This window comes from Janthinobacterium sp. JF4 (genome assembly GCF_059617925.1).
Window position 1 is genome coordinate 96,182 of record NZ_JCAQAV010000012.1, and the last position, 24,669, is coordinate 120,850.

Sequence of the window (24,669 nt, forward strand, 5' to 3'; positions counted from 1 at the left end):
TCGCCATTTGCGTAACGGGCCAGCCCCGATTACACTGTCAAACGAATTTTGACAAACCTCGGAAACCCGCATGTTTACTCATTTTTATTTATGATCAGTCTTGACCGCCTGGGTATTTTCATCGCCATCGTCGATGCCGGTTCGCTGACGGCCGCCGCCGCCGTGCTGGGCCAGAGCAAGGCCGTCGTCAGTTTTAACCTGAAGCAGCTGGAGGCGGAGCTGGGCGTGTCGCTGCTCACGCGCAGCACGCGCAGCCTGGCGCTGACCGACGTGGGGCGGCGCTTTTATGAGGATTGCCAGCGCGTGCTGAGCGAAGCGCACGGCGCCATCGAAACGGCGCGCCAGGGCCACCAGGGCTTGCGCGGCACCTTGCGCCTGACCACCACCGTCGAATACGGCAGCCGCACGGTGATCCCAGCGCTGATCGCCTTCGCCGCCGCCCATCCGCAGCTGCAGATCCAGCACTCGTCGTCGTCCTCGCACGAAGACCTGATCTCGGGCGGCTACGACCTGGCCATCCGCATGGGTTCCCTCAACGATTCGAGCTACCGCGCCGCGCTGATCGAGCCGTATGCGATCTGGCCCGTCGCCTCGCCCGCCTACCTGGCCAGCCTGCCCGGCAGGGACATCGCCACCTTGTCCGACTTGCAGCGCGCGCGCTGGCTGGCGCACAGCCGCCTGGCCGCGCCGCTGCGCTGGGACGTGCACACACAAGACGGCCCCGCCGCCTTCACCGCGCAGGACGCCGCCATCCATTCCGACTCTGCCTCGGCCCTGCTGGGCTTTGCCCTGGGCGGCTGCGGCGTGGCCCTGCTGCCGCAATGGCAGGTAGAGGGTGAAGTGCGCGCGGGACGCCTGCGCCGCCTGCTGCCCGACGTCGTCTTCCCTGAGCAGGGCGTGTATGCCGTGTATCCGAACACCCAGCACATTGCGGAAAAGGTGCGCGCCTTTATCGACTTTTTGCGCGCGTTCGTGGGCACGCCCGCCTGAGATTTCACTTCGTCAATATTTGAAAGGACAACCGTTTCCAGTGGGCAAACGGGCGCCCCTTTCGGTTTTCACGGCCTACACTGGAAGGACGTTGTTCACCGATTGGAGACCATCATGGCACATACATTGGCAGCAGTTTTCGCCCTGCGCGATATGGCCGAGCGCGCCCGGCACGACCTGATCACGGCTGGCTTTCCCGGCGCCAGCATCCGCCTGCACGATGCGGGCAGTGATGAATTTTCCGCCACGGAAAACATCCGTCGCGACGACAGCGACAGCCTGCTCGACAATATCAAGCATTTCTTTACGGATCTGTTTGGCAGCCACGCCGACCGCCACATCTATGCGGAAGCCGTGCGGCGCGGGCATGTCGTGCTGACACTGGAAGGCGCGAGCGACGCCGATATCCAGCGCGCCACCGACCTCGTCGAGCGCTACGCGCCGCTCGACATCGATGCGCACGCCGACCACTGGCGCGCTGGCGGCTGGCAGGGCGCGCCGCAAGACGACAGCGCGATGCGCCACGGCGCCAGCATGCAGTCGGGCGCGCCATCGCAGCAGGGCGCATCCGCCGGCAACCTGAACGAGGCGGCGGCATCGCAGCAATTTGCGGGCGGCATGGCACCTCCGTCATCGGGCGCGGGCGCCAACGCGCGCCGCTACCCCAGCGCCGACAACCTGCCAGGCACCAGCGACGACGACGAGCAGTACTACCGCAGCCACTGGAGCGCCACCTATGTCGCCACCGGCGCGCGCTTCGAAGACTACGATCCCGCCTACCGCTACGGCCATTCGATGGCCAGCAGCGACAGTTACCGGGGCCGTCCGTGGGACGACGTGGAAGCGGACCTGCGTTCCACGTGGGAACACACGTATCCGCAATCGGCGTGGGACAACTTCAAGGCGGCCGTCAAACATGGCTGGGAACGCATCACGTCCTGACGCGGGGGGCTAAAGCGCCCCTCAGCGCCCCTCGTGCGTGAGCTTGAGGAAGTGGTTCAGGATGTGAAAATGGTCTTCGAAGAATTGCTCTTCCATGGCCGGCAGCGACGCCACGGGTACCCACTCGGCCAGCGCCGCATCGTCGGCCGCCGTCACGGCCGGCAGCTGGCGCGTCTTCAGATCAAAGTAATGCGCATGCGTGATGGTACGCCCGCGCTGGCTGCGGTCAGGGTGGTCGAACACGGCCACGCCGACCAGCGCCTCGACGAGGGTGGGCGCCAGCACGCCCAGCTGCGTCTCTTCCGCCAGCTCGCGCAGGGCACCCTGCAGCAGGCGTTCGCGCGGCTCCAGGAAGCCACCTGGCAAGGCCCACAAGCCCTTGCCAGGATAGCCGCCGCGGCGCACGAGCAGCACGTGGCCACCCGTCTGCACCAGCGCGTCGACGGTCGTAAAAATGGGCGCATACGGCGCCACGCGCCAGCGCGCCTTATAGGCTTCGATGGCGCGGTACTCGTGCACCAGCGGCGCGTACCACGGCAGCAGGGTCCACGCTTTCACATACTGGCCGATGGCCGCCGGCAGCAGCTGCGCCACGGCGCTCAGCGACACATCCACGTCTTCCGCTTCGAACAGCACGTTACGAATCGCCGTCGCGCCGATGGGCGCACCGGGATCGATCTCCAGATTGAGCAGCTGCCACTGCGGGAAGTGGTGCAGGTAGTAACTGGTGGCGTCCTTGAAGCAGGCCACCAGCGTGACGCGCTGCGCCTTGGGCAGGGCAGCGGCCACGGCACGCCGCACGGCATCGGCCCACAAGCCATCGTCATAGTAATCGCGCACGGCCACGTAATGCACGCGCGCGCGCTGCGCCTCGGGCAGGGTGGCGGCGATCATGGAGGCCCGCTCCTGCCACGTAAACGGGTTCTTCGGGCTGCGCGCATGGAAGGCGGAACCGAGCACCACCACTACCTGGGCGGCCGTCGTCAGCGCCTTCTGCAGCAAGCCCGCATGGCCATTGTGAAAAGGCTGGAAGCGGCCGATCAGGATGGCCGCGTCGGCGGAATAGGATGAGGTCATGCGTCGTCTCCGGTGGGGTAGTGGGCGGCGATCGGCAATTGGCGCCCGCTGCCAAAGGCACGCGAACGCACGCGGATGATGGGCGCCGCCTGGCGCCGCTTGTATTCGTTGCGGGCGACCATGCCGAGGATGCGCGTCACCAGGGCCCGCCCCTCGTCCGTCTCGCGCAACTGGTCGACCAGGGTCAGCGCTTGCGCGCTTTCTTGCGCCGGCAGGCGACGCCCTTCGATATGCCACTTTAAGATTTCATCGAGCACGGGATACGGCGGCAAGCTATCGGTGTCGCGCTGGCCCGGCGCCAGTTCCGCCGACGGGGGTTTGTCCAGCACGGCGGCGGGGATCAGTGCGCGCCCGGCGCTGGCGTTGAGGTGGCGCGCCAGGGCGAACACCTCCGTTTTATACAGGTCGCCGATCAGGCCCAGTCCCCCGTTCGTGTCGCCGTACAGGGTGCAGTAGCCCACCGAGATTTCGCTCTTGTTGCCGGTGGTGAGCAGCAGGGCGCCGAAGGCATTCGAGTATTCCATCAATATCGTGCCGCGCACGCGCGCCTGCAGGTTTTCCAGCGGCAGCCCCTGCAGCTTGCCGTCGAAGGCTGCCACGTAGCCGGCTTCGTACTGCGCCACGATGTCGCGTATCGGATGCGTGTGCAGGACGATGCCGAGGTTGGCGCAAAGGGCGACGGAATCGGTAACGGAGCCGGCGCTGGAAAACACGGACGGCATGGTGATGCCCACCACGTTGTCGGCGCCGAGCGCTTCGACGGCCAGGGCCAGGGTCAGCGCCGAATCAATGCCGCCCGAGCAGCCGACGACGACCTTCGTAAAGCGGCAGCGGCGCGCGTAGTCGCGCAAACCGAGCACGATCTGGCGCCGCGCAAACTCCACGGCAGGGATGCCTTCCGGGTCGGGCACGGGAAACGCCGATCCATCGGGTCGCGCAAAACGGCCGTCGGCAAAGCGCAGCAGCTGGAAATCCTCGACGAAGCGCGCCGCCTCGAATTGCAGGCCGAGGGTAGGCGAGATGGCGAACGAGGCGCCGTCGAACACCAGTTGATCCTGGCCGCCCACCTGGTTGACGAACAGCAGGGGCAGCTTGACACGCGCGCAGGCGGCGCCAAACACGGCGTGGCGCTGCGCGCGCTTGCCGATGTCGGACGGGCTGGCGTTGATGCTGACGACCAGGTCGGGCAGCGCCGCGCGCAGGGACTCGAACGGGTTGACGGCGTAGGCGCGGCCATCGTCGTTCCAGCCATCCTCGCAGATCATGAAGCCGACCTTGCAGCCGGCGATAGCGAGGGTGCAGGCGCCGGGCGGCCCCGCTTCGAAATGCCGGCCCTCGTCGAAGATGCCGTAGGTCGGCAGCAGCTGCTTGTAGTATTCGGCGACGATGCGCCCGTCGCGCATCGCCAGCAAGGCGTTAAACAAGGGCTTGCCGACGCCAGCGTTCGGCCGCGCCGTGCCGATGACGGTGACCAGCGCCGGCCAGCGCGTGGACGCCTGCAGCAGGGTATCGAGCGCCTGCTGCAGGCCGCGCAGGAAGGCGGCGTCCTCGAACAGGTCGCCCGGATAATACGCGCACAGCGACAGTTCCGGGCACACCAGCAGGTCGGCGCCATCGCTGCTGGCGCGCTGCATGCGCGCGATGATGGCGGCACAATTGGCGTCGAAGTCGCCCACGGTGGGGTTGAGCTGGGCGAGGGCGATGGTCAGCATGGTGATCCTTCGGAGGGTTACGCTTCATGGTGGCACTTGAGACCACTATCCTGCCAGAAAAAATTTCTGAGCGTACTGATGCAATCGTGCAAGCCCGCCGATCCGGGTGCTACAAGGTCTTGAGCCAGGCCCGCAAGCGCGTGCGCGCATTCGCATAGGGCGACGCCGTATTGAACTGGATCATGCGCCCCATCGTGTAATGCGTGTACCAGGGCTGGCCATACAGTTGCGCGTCGTCGTGCGCCTCGATCAGCGCCAGCAGCTGGTCTTTCGCCTGCTCCAGGCGCTGCAGCAAGTCGTCCATGCCCAGTTCCGCATGGTCCGCATAGAAGCGCTGCGCCAGTTTTCCCAGAGCGTTCCACGTGAAACCTTCGGCGGGAAAGGCGATGTCCTCGATGCGTTTGCCGTCGCGCAGCTGCGCGTGCCAGTGCAAGACCAGCTCGTTCCATCCCACCAGGTAGGCGAGCAGATCGCACACGCTCATGCGCGTGCCCGCCACTTGTCCCTCCAGCACGGGATCGCGCGCCAGCGCCGGCGGCACGCGCGCCAGCTCCTGCGCCAGTTTCGCATACGTGGTGGTAATCGCCTCGACCAGTTCCTGCTTGCTGTTGGGGATCGCCATCACGCCGCCTTCACGACAGGCAAGCCGGCCGCCTGCCAGTCGTCGTAGCCGCTGCCGAGACGGCGCACATGCAAGCCGTGCAGGCGCAGGGCCGCCACCGCTTGCACGGACAGCACGCAATACGGGCCGCGGCAGTAGGCGGCGATGTCCTGGTGAGCGGGCAGCTCGGCGTAGCGGCGCGGCAAGTCATCAAAAGGAATATTCACGGCACCCGGCAAATGGCCGGCGGCAAATTCCTGCGCGGGCCGCACGTCGAGCACGGTGATGCTGGCCTCGCGCATGCGTTCCAGCAATTCGTCGCCCGTGATCGCTTCCACGTGGTCGCCCCGTCCCAGCGCCTGCAATTCGCTGCGCTGATGCTGCGCATACACGTCCAGCGCGGCCAGCAGCTGCACGATGGGGCCACTGCCGAGCCGGTACAGCACGCGCTTGCCGTCGCGCCGCGCCTGCACGAAACCGGCGCGCCGCAACTGCTGCAAATGCTGGGACGTGTTCGCCACGGACAGGCCCGTCAACTCCACCAGTTGCTCCACCGCATATTCGCCGTGCGCGATCTGCTCAAGCAGGCGCAAGCGCGGCGCGCTGCCTAAAATATGGGCAAAGCCGGCGGAACCGGTGAGCAATTCGATATCGGCATTTTTCATTGACACGATGCTAGCACCCTTATAACATTCAAGCAATCTATTGAATGTTAAAGGATGACAGCGATGCAAATACTCTGGCTTGATGCCCTGGCGATCGGCGTGGGCGCGACGGCGGTGATGGATGTGTGGGCGGTGGCGCTAAAGCGCTTCTGGTGCATCCCCTCGCTGAACTTGGCGATGGTGGGGCGCTGGCTCGGCCATCTGCCGCGCGGCACCTTGAGCCACATCAACATCGCCCAGGCGGCGCCCGTGCGCGATGAGGCGGTCCTGGGCTGGACGGCCCACTATGTGATCGGCGTGCTGTTCGCGGCCGTGCTGCTGGCGCTGGTGGGACAGGAGTGGGTGCAAGGGCCGACCTTCGCGCCAGCCCTGCTGGCGGGCCTGGTGAGCGTGGCCGCGCCGTTTTGCATCTTGCAGCCGGGCATGGGCGCCGGCCTGGCCGCCAGCAAGACGCCGCATCCGGCGGCCGCCCGCCTGCGCAGCCTGATGGCCCACACGGCGTTCGGCATCGGCCTGTACCTGGCGGCCCTGCTGTGGTCGACTATCCGCTGATCAGCTCGTCAGCGGCGGCACAGGGGCGGGTGCCGGCGCAACGGCTGAGATGGCCGGCGCCTCGGGCTGCGCCGGCAAAGTGCTCAGCACCATCGTGCTGGGCTTGGCAATCGCGATGTGGGCATCGTCCAGGCGCTTGAGCAGTTCGAACAGCAGCGCGCTGCGGATGCCCGACGTCAGGCGCGGCGACGAGGCAAAGCCGGTGGCGTTGAACAACAAGAGGCCATTGTCGATGCCATCGAGCTGCACGCTGGGCGCCGGTGTGTCGAGCACGTCGGGATTGTCGACAAAGACGGACAGGATCAGCGCGCGCGCCGCCTGCGCATCCGTGCCCAGCGGCAGCGGCAGCTTGACCTGCACCAGGCCCAGCGGATTGGCGAGAGTCACGTTGCGCACCGTCTTGGTAATGAATTCCGAGTTCGGCACGATCACCGTGGAGCGGTCGCCCAGCTGGATTTCCGTGGCGCGCACATTGATGCGGCGAATATCGCCCTCCACGCCGCCCAGCGACACCCAGTCGCCTACCTTGACGGGGCGCTCGGCCAGGAGAATCAGGCCGGAGACGAAGTTCTGCACCACCGCCTGCAAGCCAAAACCGATACCCACCGACAAGGCCGACGCCACCCACGCGATGCGCTCCAGGCCGATGCCGGCCGCCGACAGCGCCAGCGCCACGGCCAGCACGCCGCCGATGTAGCCGAACAGGGTGATGAACGACACTTGCATGCCCGTATCGAGATTCGTGGTCGGCAAATAACTGTTTTGCAGCCAGCGCTTGAACAGACCCAGCGCGACAAAACCGACGAGCAATACCAGCAAGGCCTGGATCAGCGCGGCCGGGCGGATCGCCACCTCGCCGATGGCCAGGCCATCCTGCAGCTTGCCGACCCGCTGGAACAATTCGCCCGGACCTTCGCCGAACGGCGCCAGCAGCAGCATCAGGGCCAGCAGCACGACGATGGCGCGGCCGATGCCCGACAGCAGCACGGCAGCCTGGTCGCGCGCCTTGGGTGTCGCCAGCACGGGATGGGCGGCGTCCGGCGGCGGCGGCGTCGAGGCCAGCAGCATGCAGATGTCGTCGACCAGCACCGTCAGCAGATAGGTGCTGCACACCACCACGATGACCCAGGCGATTTGCTTGGCAATAAAACTGCCGAACGCCACATAGCCGATCAGCAAGCTGATGACGCTGGACGCCAGCGCCAGCCACAGCAGCACCGTGACGCAGCGCAGCCATAGCGGCGTCACCAGGGTGGCGGGATCGGCCTCGCGCAATTGGCGCCAGCAGCGCTCGGCGCGCATCAAGCCATACGCGATGGTCGTGCTCATCACGAGGGCGACGATGCAGTTGACGGCCACGGCCGTCGACAGCCCCGCATTGATGACGATGGTGACGCGTTCCGTGGCCCACACGAGCACGACGATGAAGGCAAACATCGACGGGAAATTGCGCATGCGGTGCGCCAGCGCATCGGGCAGGGGCAGCAGACGCCACGACACGCGCCGTGGCGACAGCAGCGCGTGGCCGAGTCCCGCCGTAAAGCCGGCAAAGCAGATGATGCCGATCAAGCTGCTGAGGAAAGTCGAGGTCTTTTCGGACAGGCCGCCCTCCCAGCGCAAGCCCATGGCCAGCAATTCGGCCACCAGGCCCGGCGTGGCCAGCGCCAGCACCAGCACGGCCAGCGCATGCAGCGAACGGCGCAAACGGCCATGCGGCACGCGCGTGGACGTGACCAATAGCAAGTAGCGCGAAGTCCAGATGCTGGCGCCGATCACGGCCACGATGGCGGCCAGCAAGCCGCCCCAGGCGGACCACGGCGTGGCGCGCGCCGCATTCGCCAATTCCAGCTCCAGCGCCCGCAGGCGCTGCAGATTCTGCGGCAATTCCGCATGCAGCTGTTTCCAGAACGAGCCGGCCAGAATCGAGGCCGTACGTTCGCCCAGACGCGCCTGCAACTGCGCGCGGCGCACCGTCGATACTTGCTCCGACGCCTGCGTCGCTTCCACGGCCAGCAGGCGCGCCAGTTTTACTTGCGCATCGAGCGCGCTGCTGGTGCGGTCCAGCTGGCTACGCTGCGCCGCCACGTCGGGGGCATCTTTGGTGCCCGCCGCCGGCTGGCCCAGCTCGGCCAGGCGCGCCTGCACGCTCGACAGGGTCGGCGCGAGCGCATCGGCCACCTTGTCGGCCTCGGCGCTGGCGGCCAGCGCATCGGCGCGCATCTGCGACAGGGTCGCATCATCGAGCTCCGCCTCGCCATCGAGCGCCTTCTGAATGCTTGTAATTTGCTTGCGCAAGCCATCGAGACGCTGGTCGGCCGTGGCGGCGTCATCGACGGGCTGCGACCAGGCGGGCGCTGCGGCCAGCGAGCATGCCAGCAGCAGGGTCAATAGCAGCGGCAATAGCCAACCGCGCCAGTGCGGGCGCGCGGAAGAAAAATGGGGGGTACGGAATGAAATCATGCGGTCCTATCGGCCAGGTCAATACAGGGGAAAACGAGACAGCATCGCGCCAGCAGGCGCGGCGGCTGTAGCGGCCGGCACCGGGGCGATGGATATTACGGGAGTTGCTTAACTGTACGGCAAACAGCGACAGCCTAGCGCACTCCTGCGATAGATGGCGGAAATTTTCGTGCGGCAAGGAATTAGGGAATATAGGCGAACATAAAATTGAATTTAGTATGATTAAATTCAATTTTATGTGCATCTATCATGAAGCAATAACAAACATATCCGCGCAACCACGCCGTCCTGTTCGACCTGGACGAACAACGCTGGCGCCTCGCCCGCCTTCGATGTGGTGCCGGATACGGATGACGACCCGCAAGCGCTGGTCATGCAAGTGAGCGCCGGCCGCCGCGACATCACGCGCGACGCCATGCTGCGCAATCACACCCGTTTCGGCTTCGCCACGCGCCAGCAGGCGGAAGACTATATGGATACCTTGCTGACGCGCATCGCGGAAGCTTTTGCGCAGGTGGCGCCGCTGCTGAACGGAGCCTTGCGGGCACGGATGGCGGAGCGCTTGCGGACTATCCTGGGGGCGCTTGGCTCAGGTGCAGGCATCATTTCACCCACCGACTAGGAAAGCTCTCTTCGGATAATGTCCGCGCCGGCACTGAGCGCATGCAGCTTGCCTCTGGCGACGCGACGAGACAAGGGCGCCATGCCGCAGTTGGTGCTCGGGTAGAGTTTGTCCGCATCGACAAAGCGCAGCGCCTTGCGCAGGGTGTTGGCCACTTCCTCCGGCGTTTCAATGGTGTTGGATGCCACGTCGATGGCCCCGACCATCACTTTTTTACCGCGTATGAGTTCAATCAAATCGATGGGAACACGCGAGTTGTGGCATTCCAGCGAGATGATGTCGATATTTGATTTCTGCAGCTTGGGGAACGATTCCTCGTATTGACGCCACTCGGACCCCAGCGTATTTTTCCAGTCCGTATTGGCCTTGATGCCGTAGCCATAGCAAATATGCACGGCCGTTTCGCATTTGAGCCCTTCGATCGCCCGCTCCAGGGTGGCGATCCCCCAATCATTGACCTCATCAAAAAAGACATTGAATGCGGGTTCGTCAAACTGGATGATGTCGACGCCGGCCGCCTCCAGTTCTCTGGCTTCCTGGTTGAGGATCTTGGCGAATTCCCAGGCCAGTTTTTCGCGGCTCTTGTAGTGGCTGTCATACAGCGTATCGATCATCGTCATCGGACCTGGCAGCGCCCATTTGATCGGCTGCGTGGTTTGCTGGCGTAAAAATTTGGCGTCCTCCACAAAAACGGGCTTAGTGCGGCTCACGGCGCCAACGACGGTCGGCACGCTCGCATCGTAGCGATCACGGATTCTGACGGTCTCGCGTTTGTCAAAATCGACGCCGCTCAGATGCTCGATAAACGTGGTGACAAAATGCTGGCGCGTTTGCTCGCCATCACTGACGATATCGATGCCCGCCTGCTGCTGTTCCTGCAGGGACAAGCGTAAGGCATCTTGTTTTCCTTCAATCAATTCCTCGTCCTGCAATTTCCAGGGCGACCACAGCTTTTCAGGCTGTGCCAGCCAGGAAGGTTTGGGCAAGCTGCCGGCGGTCGAGGTAGGCAATAATTTTTTCATGATCGATGATGTCGTATCTTTTGTTTAGTTAGAGAGCGTGGTGGCGGCCCATTGTTCAAGCCTATTCTTGTAGGGCTTGATGAAATGCTCTTCCGTATATTTTCCCTGCTTGACAGCCAGCTGGCTGCGCTCTTCCCGGTCATAGACAATTTGCGTCAATGAATAGTCCTGATGCTTGAGGCTAGGCTGATAAACTTTTCCCGCCGCACAATTGGCGTTGTAAATCTCGGGCCGGTAAATCTTTTGAAAGGTTTCCATCGTGCTGATGGTGCCGATCAGCTCAAGATTGGTGTAGTCACCCAGCAGGTCGCCGATAAAATAGAACGCCAGCGGGGCGGCGCTGTCTGGCGGCATGAAATAGCGCACTCGCATCCCCATCTTCTCGAAATATTCATCCGTCGAGGAAAACTCATTCTGTTGATACTCGACGCCCAGGATGGGGTGCCGATTCTCAGTCCGATGATAGGTCTTGCTGCTCGAGGCGCTGATACAGATGACAGGCGGCTTGTTGAAATGCGCCTTGTACGTATCTGAATTAACAAAGTGCTTGAACAGCTTGCCATGAAAATCGCCGAAGTCATCTGGAGCGCTGAATGTGGCTTTATTATTGTTGTGCTCTGGCAGCAGCACGCTGAAGTCGTAATCGCGCACGTAAGAAGAGAAATTATTCCCTGCAATGCCGGCGATGCGTTCATCGGTCTTTTTGTCGAGGATATTCGGCTGTAAGATCTCGATCAATGGGATGTTGCTGCCTGCGACATCAATATTCAACTCGACAGAAATGATGTCGAGCTCGACAGAGTAGCGATCTCCGTTCGGGTTGTCCCAATGCGCCAGGTTGTTGAAGCGATTGCTGATCATCCGCAGGGTATTGCGCAGGTTCTCCTGGCGGCTCGTTCCCCTGGCCAGATTGGCAAAGTTGGTCGTCAGGCGCGTGTTATCTGCCGGACGATAGTTTTCATCGAAAATAATGCTCTTGATGCTGAATACAAAATCTTTGCTCATGGTGATCTGGTGTCCTGATTTTTTGCGAAAAATGAATGGGGCGATTGTTGACCGTCGTGATGCGTTTCAGGCTGCGACCGTTTCGTCTGCGGCGGCGGAGCGCGTATGGCGGGTCAAGCCGATCAATGGCAATGCCCGTTGGACCGCCAGCATGGCGCGCTGGAGCAAGGCCTCGTCCTGCACGCGGTAGTCGGCGAAATCCTTGTCGGTCGCGTACACGCCCAGCGGCAATGTGCGGGCCTGGAAGAAGCTGAACAGCGGCCGCAACTGGTGATCGATCATCAGGGCATGGCGTTCGCTGCCGCCGGTGGCCGCCAGCAAGACCGGCTTGTCGATCAGGGCATCCTGATCAATAAAATCGAAGAAGTGCTTGAACAGCCCCGTGTACGCGCCGCGATACACCGGTGTCGCCACCACCAGGATGTCGGCTTGCTCGACCGCAACCAGTTCCCGCTCCACCGTGTCGGGCAGGTGGGAGCGCCAGACCGCGCCGGCATGCGGTGCGAGCTGGCCCAGTTCGACCAGGCGCTGTTCGCACAGCACTTCGTCGGCGATCAGATCCATCAGGTGCTCTGCCAGGGCGGCAGCCTTGGAAGGGCGTTGCAGCCCGCCGGAAACCGCGACTAAACGAAGTGGACGTGTCATGTTTGCTTTCATAGGGATGGATGCGCCAGGGCCGACAAATGCAGGCAACAAGGGGACCGATGATAGCGGCGGGAATCGATGAAGTATAATGGTCTTATTTCATACATCCATGAACATGGCTCATCTCAATGCTTGAACGCATCCACCTCAACATCGTCCAGCAGGTCGAGAAACAAGGGTCGTTGACGGCTGCAGCGGGCGTGCTGCACCTGACCCAGTCGGCCCTGAGCCACAGCATGAAGAAGCTGGAGCAGCAGCTGGGCACCGATGTGTGGCTGCGCGAAGGGCGCAACCTGCGCCTGACGCAGGCCGGCCAGTACTTGCTGGCGGTAGCGAACCGGGTGCTGCCGCAACTGGACCTGGCCGAAGAGCGCCTGGGCCAGTTCGCGCAGGGCGAGCGCGGTGCGCTGCGCATCGGCATGGAATGCCACCCTTGCTACCAGTGGCTGCTCAAGGTGGTGTCCCCCTATCTGGCCGCATGGCCCGACGTGGACGTGGACGTCAAGCAGAAGTTCCAGTTCGGCGGCATCGGCGCGCTGTTCGGCTACGAGATCGACCTGCTGGTCACGCCCGACCCGCTGTACAAGCCGGGGCTGACATTCGAACCCGTGTTCGACTACGAGCAGGTGCTCGTCGTGGCCAAGGGCCATGCGCTGGCTGCGGCGGCCTATGTGCAGCCCCAGCAACTGACCCAGGAAGTGCTGATCAGCTACCCCGTGGACATCGAGCGCCTGGATATTTACAATCAATTCCTCTTGCCGGCCGGTGTCACGCCAAAGCGCCACAAAGCCATCGAAACGACCGATATCATGCTGCAGATGGTGGCCAGCGGCCGCGGCGTGGCCGCCCTGCCGCGCTGGCTGGTCGAGGAATACGCGGCCAAGATGGACGTGGTGCCCGTGCGGCTGGGCCCGCGCGGCATCGCCAAGCAGATTTTCCTGGGCGCACGCGAGACGGACACCGCCATCGACTACGTGCGCGCCTTCATCGCACTGGCGCGCCAGCCTGCCTTCGCCATGGCGCATGGACGCCAAGAAGGTAAAACCCTGGATGTATCCCGATAAGCCCGGGCCCGCCAGCGCCAGCACGCACGCCTGTTACCTGGGGCCTGCCAGCTTCGCGCTTTCCATCGATTCCACTGTGTCGAAAATATGCGCCAGCGCGCTTTCCATGGCGCCGGCGGTAGCGTCGCCGCTCTGGTTGGTGATGATGAAGACGCCAAGCTGATATTTGGGAACGATGTAGGCGTAGCTTTGCGCGCGTGGCACGCCGCCATGGTGGACATAATGCGTGCCCAACTGGCGATTGCTGCCGATGTTCCAGAAATAGCCGATGCTGAAATCGTCCTGAAAGCGCGCCAAAGGCTGGTGCGATTCGACGACCGCAGGATGGGCGCCCAATTGCAGGCGCAAATACTTCGCCATATCCGGCATGGTCGACTTCAGATTGCCGGCTGCTCCCCAGGGCAGTTGTGGCATCGGTGTCGTCATGACGGGATTGTCGCTGTGGTAGCCGGGCGCCAGCCGGCCGCTATCCTTGGCGGTGATTCTCAGCCTGGTATCGTGCATGCCGGCTGCGCGCGCGAGGAATTGCGTGAGCAGCACTTCATACGGCATTGCGTAAATTTTTTCGAGCGTGTGCGCAATGAGTTCGGTACCGGCGCTTGAATAGGCGTAGTCCTGACCAAGCGGCCCCTTGATGCTGACCGTGTGCAAGTCTTGCCAGAATTGCGGTTGTCCGTAGTTGGCATAGGCTGCATTGAGCTTTGCCGGCGTGGCGTGTGCCGTGAAATCCTTCAATATGGTGTTCACCTGCAATGGCAGCATGCCCGGCATAGTGCTGGTGTGCGTGATCAAATGGCGCAAGCGCACTGGCTGCCCCTGCGACTGCAGGTTCGGGTAGGCATCCGCCAGGTACTGTTGTATGGGATCGTCGAGCGCCGCCTTGCCATCGAGCACGGCGTTCGCCAGTAGCAGGCCAGCAAAAGTTTTGCTGACTGAGCCGATTTCATACAGCGTTGTATCGTTCGGCGGATTGGCTTTGCCGGTCTCCAGCTCGCCTTGATGCAGAATGAATTCCTTGCCCCGATAAACGACAGCAATCGAGGTCGCATGTAGCAATGTTGACTGCAGCAGGGTGGTCGCGGTCTGCCTCATTGCCGCAGGAATGTCATGCGCAGGTACCGTGGCGGCGGGCTGACAAGCTGCCAGCAGTAGTGTCATTCCAGCTACGATTGCGGCGAGTTTGCTCATCATGCGCACCATCCAGGGGGGAGGGGCATTCTCGCACAATGGATTCCGCGGTGACAGAAAAAAGTCACGCGCATGGTTTTTCCAGAGAGTGAACGGCGGTGCTTGATTAAAGAAAACGCCACCCGGCGGTGGCGTTTCTTTCCATTCCTGGCGGCCCGGGGCGGCCCCCGGCCTGCTTACTCCACCGTCACCGATTTCGCCAGATTGCGTGGCTTGTCCACATCCGTGCCGCGCGCCAGCGCCGTATGGTAGGCCAGCAATTGCAGCGCGACCACGTGCAGGATCGGCGACAAATCGCCGTAGTGCTCGGGCAGGCGGATCACGTGCAGACCTTCGCCGGAACTGATGCGCGAGTCGACGTCGGCGAAGACGTACAGCTGGCCGCCGCGGGCGCGCACTTCCTGCATGTTCGATTTGAGCTTTTCGATCAGGGCGTCGTTTGGCGCGATGGTAACGACGGGCATTTCATTCGTCACCAGGGCCAGCGGGCCGTGCTTCAGTTCGCCGGCCGGATACGCTTCGGCGTGGATGTACGAGATTTCCTTCAGTTTCAAGGCGCCTTCCAGGGCGATCGGGTAGTGCATGCCGCGGCCCAGGAAGAGGGCGTTTTCCTTGCGCGCGAATTCCTCGGACCAGGCGATGATCTGCGGTTCCAGCGCCAGCACGGACGCGATGGCGACGGGCAGGTGGCGCATGGCTTTCAGGTGCGCCGCTTCCTGCTCTTCGGACAGGCGGCCATTGACTTGCGCCAGGCACAGGGTCAGCAGGAACAGGCCGGCCAGCTGCGTGGTGAAGGCCTTGGTGGACGCCACGCCCACTTCCACGCCGGCGCGCGTGATGTAGGCCAAGGCGCATTCGCGCACCATGGCGCTGGTGGCCACGTTGCAGATGGTCAAGGTGTGCTGCATGCCCAGGCTGCGCGCATGTTTCAGGGCGGCCAGGGTATCGGCCGTTTCGCCGCTTTGCGAAATGGTCACCACCAGCGTGTTCGGGTGCGGCACGCTGTCGCGGTAGCGGTATTCGCTGGCCACTTCCACGCTGACGGGCACCTTGGCGATCGATTCGATCCAGTACTTGGCCGTCATGCCTGCATACGAGCTGGTGCCGCAGGCGAGGATCAGCACGCGGTCGATCTGCTTGAAGATCTGATAAGCGTTGTCGCCGAACAGTTCCGGCATGATGCCCGTCACGCCTTCGAGCGTGTCGCCGATGGCGCGCGGCTGTTCAAAAATTTCCTTCTGCATGTAATGGCGGTACGGACCCAGCTCGGCCGCGCCCGTGTGGGCGTGCACGGTTTTCACTTCGCGCTCGACGGGCTTGCCATCGACGTCGACGATCCAGCAGCGCGACAATTGCAGGTCGACCACGTCGCCTTCTTCCAGGTAGATGATCTGGTCCGTCGTGCCGGCCAGCGCCATGGCGTCCGAGGCGACAAAGTTTTCACCATTGCCCAGGCCGACGATCAGCGGCGAGCCCTGACGCGCGGCCACCACGCGGTGCGGCTCGTCGCGGCAGAAGACGGCGATCGCATACGCGCCGTCGAGGCGTTTCACGGCCTGCTGCACGGTTTCGAACAGGTCGCCGTTATACATGTGCTCGACCAGGTGGGCGATCACTTCCGTGTCCGTCTGGCTCTGGAAGACGTAACCCAAGGCCGTCAGTTCGGCGCGCAGTTCGTCGTGGTTTTCGATGATGCCGTTATGCACCAGCGCCACTCTGGCGTTCTCTTCCGTTGGGGAAAAATGCGGGTGGGCATTGAACGAGACCGGGGCGCCATGCGTGGCCCAGCGCGTGTGGGCGATGCCCGTAAAACCGCTCAAGCCTTCTTCGGCGATCTGCTTTTCCAGCTCGGCCACGCGCGAGGTGGAACGCGAACGCTGCAAACGGCCATCCGCATGCAGGGCGATGCCGCAGGAATCGTAGCCGCGGTATTCCAGGCGCTTCAAGCCTTCGACCAGGATGGGAGTGATATTACGTTGCGCTACCGCGCCGACGATGCCGCACATGGAAACCTCTGTCTAAAAATTCATCAATGCACGCATGCTAATGCAGAGCGCATGAAATATGCTTTCTAAATCCGTGTATTTTTGACTGAATATTTCACGACTATTTTGCGGTGAAATATTATTTCATTTAAACTCGATATATTTTCCAATTCACTAAAATCATGAACCCTGGCAACATTTCTCTCGACGAGATCGATCGTCGCATCTTGAACGCCTTGCAAATTGATGCATCGCAAACCAACAGTGAGCTGGCGCAAGCGGTGCACGTCTCGGCGCCCACGTGTTTGCGGCGCGTCAAGCATTTACGGGAAAGCGGCGTCATCGAGCGGCAAGTGGCCATCGTCGCGCCGCAGCTGGTGGGCGCGCGCCTGACGGCCATCGTGGAAATCACGCTCGACGTGCAGGCGGCCGAGCGCATGGCGGCATTCGAGCAACTCGTGGCGGACGAGCCCGCCGTGCTGCAATGCTATCGCGTCTCGCCCGGGCCCGACTTCGTGCTGATGGTGCAGGTGGCCGACATGCCCGCCTACCACGCGCTGGCGCACCGCCTGTTTGCCGCGCACGCCAATGTGCGCAACGTCAAAAGCTACTTTTCCACGTTTCGCAGCAAATTCGAGACGCGCATCGCCGTCTGATTTTTTGACTGATTTGTCCACTGCTTGCCCACCGCTTTCCCACAGATTTATACGGTGCTTTTCCACCGCTTATGCCGCGGTTACCCACAGGCTTATGCACAGCAATGACATGGGCAGACCACGGCAGGATGAGAAGCGATGAGCCAGGAAGCAGCGCCATGCGGCCGATGCCGGCGCTGCGCCAGCGCGGAAGGAGATCATCAAGCGCCAGCAGCTGAACTTGTACACCGGCTGCACACAGCTTGCCAACAAGTTATGCGTCCACTTATCGACAGGCTTATCCACACTCACCGAGTGGCGGCAGACGGACAGTTCAGGGGCGCACTTCGGCATCGGCATAGAAGCGGTAGCCGGCGTTGCGGGCGGTATTGATGGGCAATGCCAGGCCCGCCGCCTGTTCGGCCTTGCGGCGCAAGCGGCTGATCTGGGTGTCCAGGCGGCGCTGGTCGTAACTGAGAAAATCCTCGCCCAGCGATTGCACGATCTGCTGGCGGCTGACGATGCGTTCCGGCTCGGCCATCAGCACATGCAGCACCGTCACATCCTGTTGCGACAATGCAATGGCGCCGCAGCCGGGCGGCAAGAGGCGGCGTGGTCCCAGTTCCAGTACCCAGGCCGGGGCCGGCGGCGGCACGGCGGCGGGCAGTGACGGGCCGAGGCGCCGTGCCAGCGCGCCCAGGGTGGCGGCCAGCTCGTCCAAGTCGGCGCTCTTGGGCAGGTAGTAGTCGGCACCACCGCCCAGTCCGTTGACCTTGTCCTGCGTGGCTCCGCGCGCCGTAAAGACGACGATGCCGATGGGCTGCCCCTGTGCGCGCAAGGCGCGCACCAGCACCATGCCTTCGCCATCGGGCAAGCCGAGGTCGATGATGGCAATGCGGTGCAGTGCCGGCGTGTAGCAGGCGTGGAAGGCGGCCAGGTCGGCCACGGCGCTGACGCGGTAGCCGCAATCGCCGAGAAACTCGGTCAGCTCGTGGCGCAGCACGGCTTCGTCTTCAAGCAGGATGAGGTTCAACATGGCGCAAGGATAACCGATCATCATGCAGCCGGGAAGCGAGCCGCAGGGACGTCCTGCCCCGCATGGTAAGCTCCTGCGCCATGAAAATCCTGCTCGCCATTTTCCTGTTGTTCGCCACCGTGCAGCCGCTGGCCGGAGGTGCCGCGCCCTTGCCTGCGCCACTGCTGCTGCCGGCCAGCGGGCAAGCCGTTTCCGCCAGTGGCCACATGCAGATACTGCGCGATGCCTCAGGCCGGCTGGAACCGGACGCCGCGCTGAGCGCACCCGGCTGGCGCCCCCTGCCTGGCGCCGTCAGCGCCGGCTATACGCAGGATGCCATCTGGCTGCGCCTGGAGGTGACGCGCGCGGTGCAGTCGCCCGATGAATGGGTGTTGCGCTTTAGCAACGCCGTGCTTGATGAGGTGCGCCTGTATCGCCAGGACCAGGCCGGACACTGGCTGCGGCAAGAGGCGGGCGCCGACGTGATCCGCGACGCCTGGCCCATCGATGCGCGCCAGGTGGTGTTTCCCGTGCAGTTGCAACCCGGTCAGCCGCAGCGCTGGCTGGTGCGCCTGCAAAGCAAGAAAGCCATGTCGACGGAGCTGACGTTGTTGCCCAGCGATGCCTTCGACAACGCCTCGCGCCGCGAATACCTGTATTACGGCTTGCAGTTCGGCAGCTATTTGCTGCTGATCCTGTTCCATATCTTTTTCTGGCGCATGACGCGCGAAGCCCACAGCGGCTGGTACCTGCTGTACGTGCTGACGAATGCCACCACGGAAGCGCTGACGATCGCCATTCCCCAGCAGATCTTCGCCATGCCGAATGGGCTGTCCGACCCCATGCTGGGCGTATCGATGGCCATGTCCATCGCCGTCGGCGCGCGGTTTTCCACCTTGCAGCTGGAGCTGCCCGCCCTGTATCCCCGTTTCAGCCGCAGCGTGGTGGGCATCACGGCCGCCGCCGCCCTGTTCGGGGCGCTGCTGGTGCTGCGCGGCGACTATGCCGCGGGCGTGCTGGTGGTGCAAATGACGGCCTTGCCGCTGATCGTGCTGTTCATAGGCCTGGCCAGCTGGCTGGCGTTGCGCGGGCATCGCCCGGCACATGCATTCCTGTTCATCTTCGGCATCTTCTACGCCGGTGTCATCGTCAGTTTCCTGCGCAATATGGCGATCGTGCCACCCAACTTCTGGACCAACCACGCGGCCACCCTGGGCGCCTTCGTGCACATGATGCTGATGAGCCTGCGCCTCAACCGCCGTTACGCGGAATTGCGCCGCGCCAAGGACAAGGCACAGGCCGACGCCGTACGCGCCGTACGCGCCCTGAATGAACGCCTGGAAGAGCAGGTGGCGCGGCGCACGGCGGCATTGCAACAGGAAATCGGTCGGCGCGCCGCGCTCGAGGGCGAATTGCGTGCGGCCCTGGAAGTGGAAACCCGCACGCGCGAAGAACAGCAGGATTTTGTTGCCATGGTGTCGCATGAATTCCACACGCCACTGGCCATCATCAACACCACGGCCCAGCAAATTGCCCGCAACACCGAAGCGCCACGGGAAAAAACCCTGCAACGCTGCCAGAATTTGCGCGAAGCGAGCGGCCGCATGACGGCGCTGGTGGATGAATACCTGAGCGCCGACCGCATGGAAACGAGCGCGGCGACGTTCCGTCCCCAGCCATGCGACTTGCGCGCCCTGCTGCACGCCGTGCTGGCCGAGTGGCCCGATGGCCGCATCGAGGCCAGCGTGCAGGCACTTCCCGACAGCATCGTGGCCGATGCCAGCCTGCTGCGCGTGGCCCTGCGCAACCTGCTGAGTAATGCCGACCGGCACGCGCCGCAGGCCCAGGCGATCCGCATGCAAGCCGCCATGCTCGATGACGGCCGCGTACAGATCGTCGTCAGCAATGCGGGCGAACCCCTGCCCGCCGATGAAATCCCGCGCCTGTTCCAGAAATACTTCCGCGGCCGCATCGCCCAGCACAAGCCCGGCGCCGGGCTGGGCCTGTACCTGGTGCAGCGCATCGCCGAATTGCATGGTGGCCAGGTCACGCTGGCCAGCGCCGGCGGCAACGGCACCATCAGCTTCGCCCTGCGTCTGCCCGCCTGAATCGCTGTCCGCATTCCCGACTGAATCAGTCGGGAATCGCTCAGGTTTGCTCAATTTTAAATTTCCCCGTTCTGATATCTTTCCATTCAGAAATCTTTGTAGCTTTTTATAACGACAATGTTTAAAAAAGCAACAAAATAGATGATGTCCGGGAAGTGCGTAGCTTTCCTGCCGGCCATCAGCGCCACCACGTTCAGCACAGGGAAAACATGCATCGCCATTCATTCTTCATCCGCAGCATTGGCCACGCCTATCGCCGCTCGCATCCCTGAGCGATTGTCATCCCATTACTTCCCACGCCAGCCTGGCGCCGGGCATTCCTTTTTCAAATCAACAAGGATCGACCATATGCATCGTCATGGATCATTGAATCATATCTACCGCCTCGTCTGGAGCCACGTCCTGAACGCCTGGGTCGCCGTCGCGGAAACGTCGCGCGGACGCGGCAAGGGCAGCCGCCGCAAACTGGCGGCGGCGGCTGCCGCCATGACGGCGCTGGCGCTGGGAGGGCCGGCGCTGGCCGCGCCCACGGGCGGGCAGGTGGTGGGCGGCACGGCCAGCATCAGCCAGCAGGGCAACAGCACCACGATCAGGCAATCGAGCCAGCAGGCGGCGCTGAACTGGAACAGTTTCAACGTGGGCGCCCATGAAACCGTCAACTTTGTCCAGCCCTCGGCCAGCGCGCTGGCCGTCAACCGCATCTTCGACAGCAACGGCACGCAGATCCTCGGCAGAGTCAACGCGAATGGCCAGGTGTACCTGATCAATCCGAACGGCGTGCTGTTCGGCCGCAGCGCGCAAGTCAATGTAGGCGGCCTGGTGGCCTCGACGCTCGACGTCGACAGCGCCAGCCTGGGCGGCTCAAAGCACGCGTTCGCCGGCCATGGCGCTGGCAAGGTCGTCAACGAAGGCACGCTGCGCGCGGCCGATGGCGGCTATATCGCCCTGCTGGGCCGGCAAGTGAGCAACCAGGGCAGCATTTCGGCACGCCTGGGCACGGTTGCCCTGGGTGCCGGCAGCGCCGCCACCCTGAGCTTTGACGGCGCGCGCCTGCTGCAGTTGCAGATCGACCAAAGCACCCTGGACAACCTGGCCGAGAACGGCGGGCAGATCCGCTCCGATGGCGGCCAGGTGCTGATGAGCGCTGGCGCCCGCGATTCCCTGCTGGCCAGCGTCGTCAACAACACGGGCGTCATCGAGGCGCGCAGCATGGAACAGCGCGACGGCAGCATCGTCTTGCTCGGCGGCATGCGTGCCGGCACCACCCATGTGAGCGGCACGCTGGACGCCAGCGCCCCCGCGGGCGGCAATGGCGGCTTCGTCGAAACGAGCGCCGCCCGCGTGAAGATCGACAATGACGTTCACATCAGCACGGCGGCGGCGCAGGGCCGCGCCGGCACCTGGCTGATCGACCCGGTCGACTTCACCATCGCCGCCAGCGGCGGCGACATCAGCGGCGCCGCCCTGTCGGCCAATCTGCGCAATGGCAATGTCGTGATCCAGAGCACGCGAGGCAGCGCCGGCACGGCCGGCGACGTGCATGTCAACGACAAGGTCAGCTGGTCCGCCCATGAGCTGACCCTGAACGCGCAGCGCAACATCAATATCAACGCCACCTTGAACGGTTCCGGCACGGCCAGCCTGGCGCTGGAATACGGCCAGGGCGCCGCTGGCGCCGGCAACACGGCCATGTACCAACTGGGCGGCGGCGCCCAGGTGAATCTGCCTGCCGGGCAAAACTTCAGCACCAAATTGGGCGCGGACGGCATCCGCACCGGCTACACGGTGATTACCGCCCTGGGCTCCTACCGCAGTGTCACGGGCACCGACTTGCAAGGCATTAATGGCAAGCTCGATGGCAATTATGTGCTCGGCGCCAATATCGACGCCTCCGCCACCGCCTCTTCTGCCTGGAATCCCGAATGGTTCGACGCTGGCTTCAGGCCGCTGGGCCGGGACACGGGCTTCAGCGGCATCTTCGACGGCCTCGGTCATTCGATCAATCAGCTCAGCATGATGTCGGGATATGGCAACGGCAGCGGCTTGTTTTCCCTTACCACCAAGGATGCCCTGATCCAGAACGTTGGCTTGTATGGCGGCAAGATCAAGACCCACTATTACGCTGGCGGCCTGGTGGGCGAGAACTACGGCACGATCAGGAATAGCTATGCGGCACTCGACGTCAGCAGCACAAGCGTCAGCGGCGGGCTGGTGGCGCGCAACAGTGGCACCATCATCAACAGCCACGCCACCGGCGCCGTCAGCAGCGATTGGCAAAGCGGCGGACTGGCAGGCGTCAATATCGGCCAGATCATCAACAGCTATGCCACGGGCAGCGTGACGGGCCAAAGCATGGCTGGTGGCCTGGTAGGCGCCAACACGGGATCGATCGACACCAGTTTCGCCACGGGCCGCCTGATCATCACTCCTGGCGGCTTCAGCGTGGGCGGCCTGGTCGGCAGCAACGGCGCACGTCCCGCCACACGCAATAGTTTTTGGTCGATCAGCGGCACTGGTCAGGCCAGTTCGAGTGGCGGCACTGGCCTGACGGACGCGCAAATGCGCACGGCCAGCAGTTTCACGGGCTTTAACTTCACCACCACGCCTGGCGCAACGGGCAACAACTGGGTGCTGGTCAACGTGGACGGCGGTCTGAACAATGCTGGCGGCGCGGCCGGCGCCACGTATCCGATGCTGGCGTCCGAGTACTCGACCACCATCCAGAATGCCCACCAACTGCAATTGATGGCCATGGCGCCGGGCGCCGCGTATGTGCTGGGCACCAATATCGACGCCAGCGGCACGGCGGGCGGCAAGGATGTCTGGAGCGAGGCTGGCTTCATTCCCGTCGGCACGCGCGACAACGCATTCACGGGTAGCCTGGACGGCCAGGGCCAGACCATCAGCGGCCTGTATATCAACCGTCCCAGCGACGACTATGCGGGCCTGATCGGCTATACGGACAAGACTTCGCTCATCAGCAATATCGGCCTGCTCGGCGGCAGCGTCAACGGCGCCTTCGCCGTCGGCAGCCTGGTGGGTTCGAATGCAGGTCTGGTCAGCAATAGCTACGCAACGACGACCGTCAACGGGGAAAGCAGTGTCGGTGGCCTGGTGGGCGAGAATTTCGACGGCACCATCAGCGCCAGCCATGCCAGCGGCACCGTCAGCGGCAGCAGTGGCAAAGTGGGGGGCCTGGCCGGGCAGAATAGCGGCAGCATCATCGACAGCTATGCCAGCGGCGATGCCAGCGGCTTGCGCAATATCGGCGGCCTGGTAGGGGATAATCGCGGCTATGACGGCGCTGTCGCCAGCGTGCGCGGCAGCTACGCCAGCGGCAATGTCACGGCCACCGAAGACAATGCGGGCGGCCTGGTCGGCTACAACAAGAGCGGTGCGATCGCCGACAGCTACGCCAGCGGCGCGGTGAGCGGTGACCGCGATGTGGGCGGCTTGCTCGGCTACAATTCCCGCGCCACCGATAGCGTCAGCAACAGCTACGCGACGGGCGCCGTGCAAGGCAATGCCAGCACGGGCGCCCTGATCGGCTACAACGCGGGCGTGGTGCGCGACAGTTTCTGGAAAGGCGAGTCCCCGGCAGCGGGCATCGCAGAGAACGAAGGCACGCTGAGCAATGTGCGCGGCCTGAGCGATGCACAGATGCGTTCGCAAGCCAGCTTCGACGGCTGGGACATGGCTTCCAGCGCCGGCAGCCATGCCGTCTGGCGCATCTATGAAGGCCAGACGGCGCCGCTGCTGCGCAGCTTCCTGAGCGCCTTGACCGTGACGGCCGATGGCGTCAGCAAGACCTACGATGGCAAGCTCTACGTCGGAGGCTTGAACAATGTGCAGTATTCGGTGGCTGGCGCCGCCGGCTCCGGACTCGTCCTGAGGGCCGCCAGCGGCCCGTATGGCAACGTACGCAACGCCGGCACCTATCAGGCCGGCGGCAGCTATCTGTATTCCAGCCAGCAAGGTTATGACATCGACCTGCAAGCCGGTGCGCTGACGGTCAACCGGGCCATCATCAACCTCAATGGCATGCGTACCTACGACGGCGGCAGCGACATGGCCGCCGGCCTGCTGACCTTGCGCGGATTGGTCAGCGGCGAGAGCCTGGTCCTGTCCGGCATCGGCAGCCTCGACAACAAAAACGCAGGCGTCAACAAGCTCCTCAACAACGGCACCCTGATGCTGGCCGATGGCCAGGGTGGCCTGGCTGGCAACTACACGCTGGAAGGCGGTCAGCACCGTGCCACCATCACCCGCGCCACGCTGAGCGTGCAAGGCGTGGGCGCCGCCAATAAAGTCTACGACGCGACCAATCAAGCCACCCTGACGGGCACGGCCACGGTGCAGGCGCTGGGCGACGACCAGCTCG

General features: G+C 63.5%; 20 protein-coding genes. 8 read left to right on the forward strand and 12 right to left on the reverse strand.

Going from position 1 to position 24,669, the window contains the following annotated elements; translation table 11 throughout:
- The first annotated feature begins 90 nt into the window (after positions 1-90).
- Together AC54AF_RS12265 and AC54AF_RS12270 are read left to right on the forward strand one after the other, a co-directional pair.
- Entirely contained in the window at positions 91-990 is a 900-nt protein-coding gene (locus tag AC54AF_RS12265) for a LysR family transcriptional regulator (RefSeq protein ID WP_496636761.1), read from the forward strand.
- 114 nt (positions 991-1,104) lie between these two features.
- Complete coding sequence (locus AC54AF_RS12270) at positions 1,105-1,932, forward strand: hypothetical protein (RefSeq protein ID WP_131686911.1); 828 nt, start codon at positions 1,105-1,107, stop codon at positions 1,930-1,932.
- A 21-nt stretch (positions 1,933-1,953) separates the two neighbouring features.
- On the opposite strand, the gene AC54AF_RS12275 is transcribed toward AC54AF_RS12270, so the two are convergent.
- The 4 genes from AC54AF_RS12275 to AC54AF_RS12290 all read right to left on the reverse strand — a co-directional run bounded on the left by AC54AF_RS12275 (position 1,954) and on the right by AC54AF_RS12290 (position 5,987).
- Positions 1,954-3,009 carry a bifunctional nicotinamide-nucleotide adenylyltransferase/Nudix hydroxylase gene (locus tag AC54AF_RS12275; RefSeq protein ID WP_496636762.1) on the reverse strand — a complete coding sequence of 352 codons (1,056 nt, stop codon included), beginning with the start codon at positions 3,007-3,009 and terminating at the stop codon, positions 1,954-1,956.
- Positions 3,006-4,721, reverse strand: coding sequence for an NAD+ synthase (locus AC54AF_RS12280; RefSeq protein ID WP_496636763.1), 1,716 nt, complete (start codon positions 4,719-4,721; stop codon positions 3,006-3,008). Before AC54AF_RS12280 ends, AC54AF_RS12275 begins: the two co-directional genes overlap by 4 nt.
- A gap of 109 nt (positions 4,722-4,830) precedes the next feature.
- The gene (locus AC54AF_RS12285) at positions 4,831-5,343 is read right to left on the reverse strand and encodes a ClbS/DfsB family four-helix bundle protein (RefSeq protein WP_131686908.1); all 513 of its coding nucleotides are present in this window, start codon (positions 5,341-5,343) and stop codon (positions 4,831-4,833) included.
- Positions 5,343-5,987 carry an ArsR/SmtB family transcription factor gene (locus AC54AF_RS12290; RefSeq protein WP_496636764.1) on the reverse strand — a complete coding sequence of 215 codons (645 nt, stop codon included), beginning with the start codon at positions 5,985-5,987 and terminating at the stop codon, positions 5,343-5,345. The genes AC54AF_RS12285 and AC54AF_RS12290 overlap by 1 nt, the downstream gene beginning before the upstream one ends.
- A gap of 63 nt (positions 5,988-6,050) precedes the next feature.
- On the opposite strand from AC54AF_RS12290, the gene AC54AF_RS12295 reads away from it, so the two are divergent.
- A complete protein-coding gene (locus AC54AF_RS12295) occupies positions 6,051-6,539 on the forward strand; it encodes a DUF2938 family protein (protein WP_131686906.1) in 489 nt (162 codons plus the stop codon).
- Here the strand turns inward: AC54AF_RS12295 and AC54AF_RS12300 are convergent, their stop codons facing one another.
- Positions 6,540-8,999 (reverse strand): DUF3772 domain-containing protein, encoded by a 2,460-nt coding sequence (locus tag AC54AF_RS12300; protein WP_496636765.1) that lies wholly within the window; start codon positions 8,997-8,999, stop codon positions 6,540-6,542.
- Positions 9,000-9,336: 337 nt separating this feature from the next.
- Between AC54AF_RS12300 and AC54AF_RS12305 the strand changes: the two genes are divergently transcribed.
- A complete protein-coding gene (locus AC54AF_RS12305; RefSeq protein ID WP_496636766.1) occupies positions 9,337-9,621 on the forward strand; it encodes a hypothetical protein in 285 nt (94 codons plus the stop codon).
- Here AC54AF_RS12305 and AC54AF_RS12310 read toward each other — a convergent pair.
- The 3 genes from AC54AF_RS12310 to msuE form a co-directional block, all read right to left on the reverse strand.
- The gene (locus AC54AF_RS12310; protein ID WP_496636767.1) at positions 9,618-10,643 is read right to left on the reverse strand and encodes a methionine synthase; all 1,026 of its coding nucleotides are present in this window, start codon (positions 10,641-10,643) and stop codon (positions 9,618-9,620) included. The two genes, AC54AF_RS12305 and AC54AF_RS12310, sit on opposite strands and share 4 nt — an antisense overlap.
- Before the next feature lie 24 nt (positions 10,644-10,667).
- Positions 10,668-11,648, reverse strand: a complete 981-nt coding sequence (locus AC54AF_RS12315; RefSeq protein ID WP_496636768.1) for a DUF1852 domain-containing protein — start codon at positions 11,646-11,648, stop codon at positions 10,668-10,670.
- A gap of 66 nt (positions 11,649-11,714) precedes the next feature.
- On the reverse strand, positions 11,715-12,293 hold the full coding sequence (msuE, locus tag AC54AF_RS12320; protein ID WP_496636769.1) for an FMN reductase: 579 nt from the start codon (positions 12,291-12,293) through the stop codon (positions 11,715-11,717).
- Between the two features lie 128 nt (positions 12,294-12,421).
- Here msuE and AC54AF_RS12325 point away from each other — a divergent pair, with 128 nt between their 5' ends.
- Positions 12,422-13,357, forward strand: a complete 936-nt coding sequence (locus AC54AF_RS12325) for a LysR family transcriptional regulator (RefSeq protein WP_496636770.1) — start codon at positions 12,422-12,424, stop codon at positions 13,355-13,357.
- A 33-nt stretch (positions 13,358-13,390) separates the two neighbouring features.
- Here AC54AF_RS12325 and AC54AF_RS12330 read toward each other — a convergent pair whose 3' ends face one another.
- Both AC54AF_RS12330 and glmS read right to left on the reverse strand, forming a co-directional pair.
- The gene (locus AC54AF_RS12330; RefSeq protein ID WP_496636771.1) at positions 13,391-14,548 is read right to left on the reverse strand and encodes a serine hydrolase domain-containing protein; all 1,158 of its coding nucleotides are present in this window, start codon (positions 14,546-14,548) and stop codon (positions 13,391-13,393) included.
- 173 nt (positions 14,549-14,721) lie between these two features.
- Entirely contained in the window at positions 14,722-16,551 is a 1,830-nt protein-coding gene (glmS, locus tag AC54AF_RS12335; RefSeq protein WP_496636772.1) for a glutamine--fructose-6-phosphate transaminase (isomerizing), read from the reverse strand.
- Positions 16,552-16,712: 161 nt separating this feature from the next.
- Between glmS and AC54AF_RS12340 the strand changes: the two genes are divergently transcribed.
- Positions 16,713-17,186, forward strand: a complete 474-nt coding sequence (locus tag AC54AF_RS12340; RefSeq protein ID WP_496636773.1) for an Lrp/AsnC family transcriptional regulator — start codon at positions 16,713-16,715, stop codon at positions 17,184-17,186.
- 313 nt (positions 17,187-17,499) lie between these two features.
- Here AC54AF_RS12340 and AC54AF_RS12345 read toward each other — a convergent pair whose 3' ends face one another.
- Positions 17,500-18,201 carry a response regulator transcription factor gene (locus tag AC54AF_RS12345; RefSeq protein ID WP_496636774.1) on the reverse strand — a complete coding sequence of 234 codons (702 nt, stop codon included), beginning with the start codon at positions 18,199-18,201 and terminating at the stop codon, positions 17,500-17,502.
- Between the two features lie 80 nt (positions 18,202-18,281).
- Between AC54AF_RS12345 and AC54AF_RS12350 the strand changes: the two genes are divergently transcribed.
- Complete coding sequence (locus AC54AF_RS12350; protein WP_496636775.1) at positions 18,282-20,288, forward strand: sensor histidine kinase; 2,007 nt, start codon at positions 18,282-18,284, stop codon at positions 20,286-20,288.
- 86 nt (positions 20,289-20,374) lie between these two features.
- Here AC54AF_RS12350 and AC54AF_RS12355 read toward each other — a convergent pair whose 3' ends face one another.
- Positions 20,375-20,509, reverse strand: coding sequence for a hypothetical protein (locus AC54AF_RS12355; protein ID WP_496636776.1), 135 nt, complete (start codon positions 20,507-20,509; stop codon positions 20,375-20,377).
- 127 nt (positions 20,510-20,636) lie between these two features.
- On the opposite strand from AC54AF_RS12355, the gene AC54AF_RS12360 reads away from it, so the two are divergent.
- On the forward strand, positions 20,637-24,669 hold a 4,033-nt coding region (locus tag AC54AF_RS12360; protein ID WP_496636777.1), incomplete at its 3' end, for a two-partner secretion domain-containing protein.

Bases quoted from the DNA above. Each gene is read 5' to 3' on its own strand.
- AC54AF_RS12265 (WP_496636761.1), top strand. From the start codon at position 91: ATGATCAGTCTTGACCGCCTGGGTATTTTCATCGCCATCGTCGATGCC.
- AC54AF_RS12270 (WP_131686911.1), top strand. From the start codon at position 1,105: ATGGCACATACATTGGCAGCAGTTTTCGCCCTGCGCGATATGGCCGAG.
- AC54AF_RS12275 (WP_496636762.1), bottom strand. From the start codon at position 3,009: ATGACCTCATCCTATTCCGCCGACGCGGCCATCCTGATCGGCCGCTTC.
- AC54AF_RS12280 (WP_496636763.1), bottom strand. From the start codon at position 4,721: ATGCTGACCATCGCCCTCGCCCAGCTCAACCCCACCGTGGGCGACTTC.
- AC54AF_RS12285 (WP_131686908.1), bottom strand. From the start codon at position 5,343: ATGGCGATCCCCAACAGCAAGCAGGAACTGGTCGAGGCGATTACCACC.
- AC54AF_RS12290 (WP_496636764.1), bottom strand. From the start codon at position 5,987: ATGAAAAATGCCGATATCGAATTGCTCACCGGTTCCGCCGGCTTTGCC.
- AC54AF_RS12295 (WP_131686906.1), top strand. From the start codon at position 6,051: ATGCAAATACTCTGGCTTGATGCCCTGGCGATCGGCGTGGGCGCGACG.
- AC54AF_RS12300 (WP_496636765.1), bottom strand. From the start codon at position 8,999: ATGATTTCATTCCGTACCCCCCATTTTTCTTCCGCGCGCCCGCACTGG.
- AC54AF_RS12310 (WP_496636767.1), bottom strand. From the start codon at position 10,643: ATGAAAAAATTATTGCCTACCTCGACCGCCGGCAGCTTGCCCAAACCT.
- AC54AF_RS12315 (WP_496636768.1), bottom strand. From the start codon at position 11,648: ATGAGCAAAGATTTTGTATTCAGCATCAAGAGCATTATTTTCGATGAA.
- msuE (WP_496636769.1), bottom strand. From the start codon at position 12,293: ATGACACGTCCACTTCGTTTAGTCGCGGTTTCCGGCGGGCTGCAACGC.
- AC54AF_RS12325 (WP_496636770.1), top strand. From the start codon at position 12,422: ATGCTTGAACGCATCCACCTCAACATCGTCCAGCAGGTCGAGAAACAA.
- AC54AF_RS12330 (WP_496636771.1), bottom strand. From the start codon at position 14,548: ATGATGAGCAAACTCGCCGCAATCGTAGCTGGAATGACACTACTGCTG.
- glmS (WP_496636772.1), bottom strand. From the start codon at position 16,551: ATGTGCGGCATCGTCGGCGCGGTAGCGCAACGTAATATCACTCCCATC.
- AC54AF_RS12340 (WP_496636773.1), top strand. From the start codon at position 16,713: ATGAACCCTGGCAACATTTCTCTCGACGAGATCGATCGTCGCATCTTG.
- AC54AF_RS12345 (WP_496636774.1), bottom strand. From the start codon at position 18,201: ATGTTGAACCTCATCCTGCTTGAAGACGAAGCCGTGCTGCGCCACGAG.
- AC54AF_RS12350 (WP_496636775.1), top strand. From the start codon at position 18,282: ATGAAAATCCTGCTCGCCATTTTCCTGTTGTTCGCCACCGTGCAGCCG.
- AC54AF_RS12355 (WP_496636776.1), bottom strand. From the start codon at position 20,509: ATGGCGATGCATGTTTTCCCTGTGCTGAACGTGGTGGCGCTGATGGCC.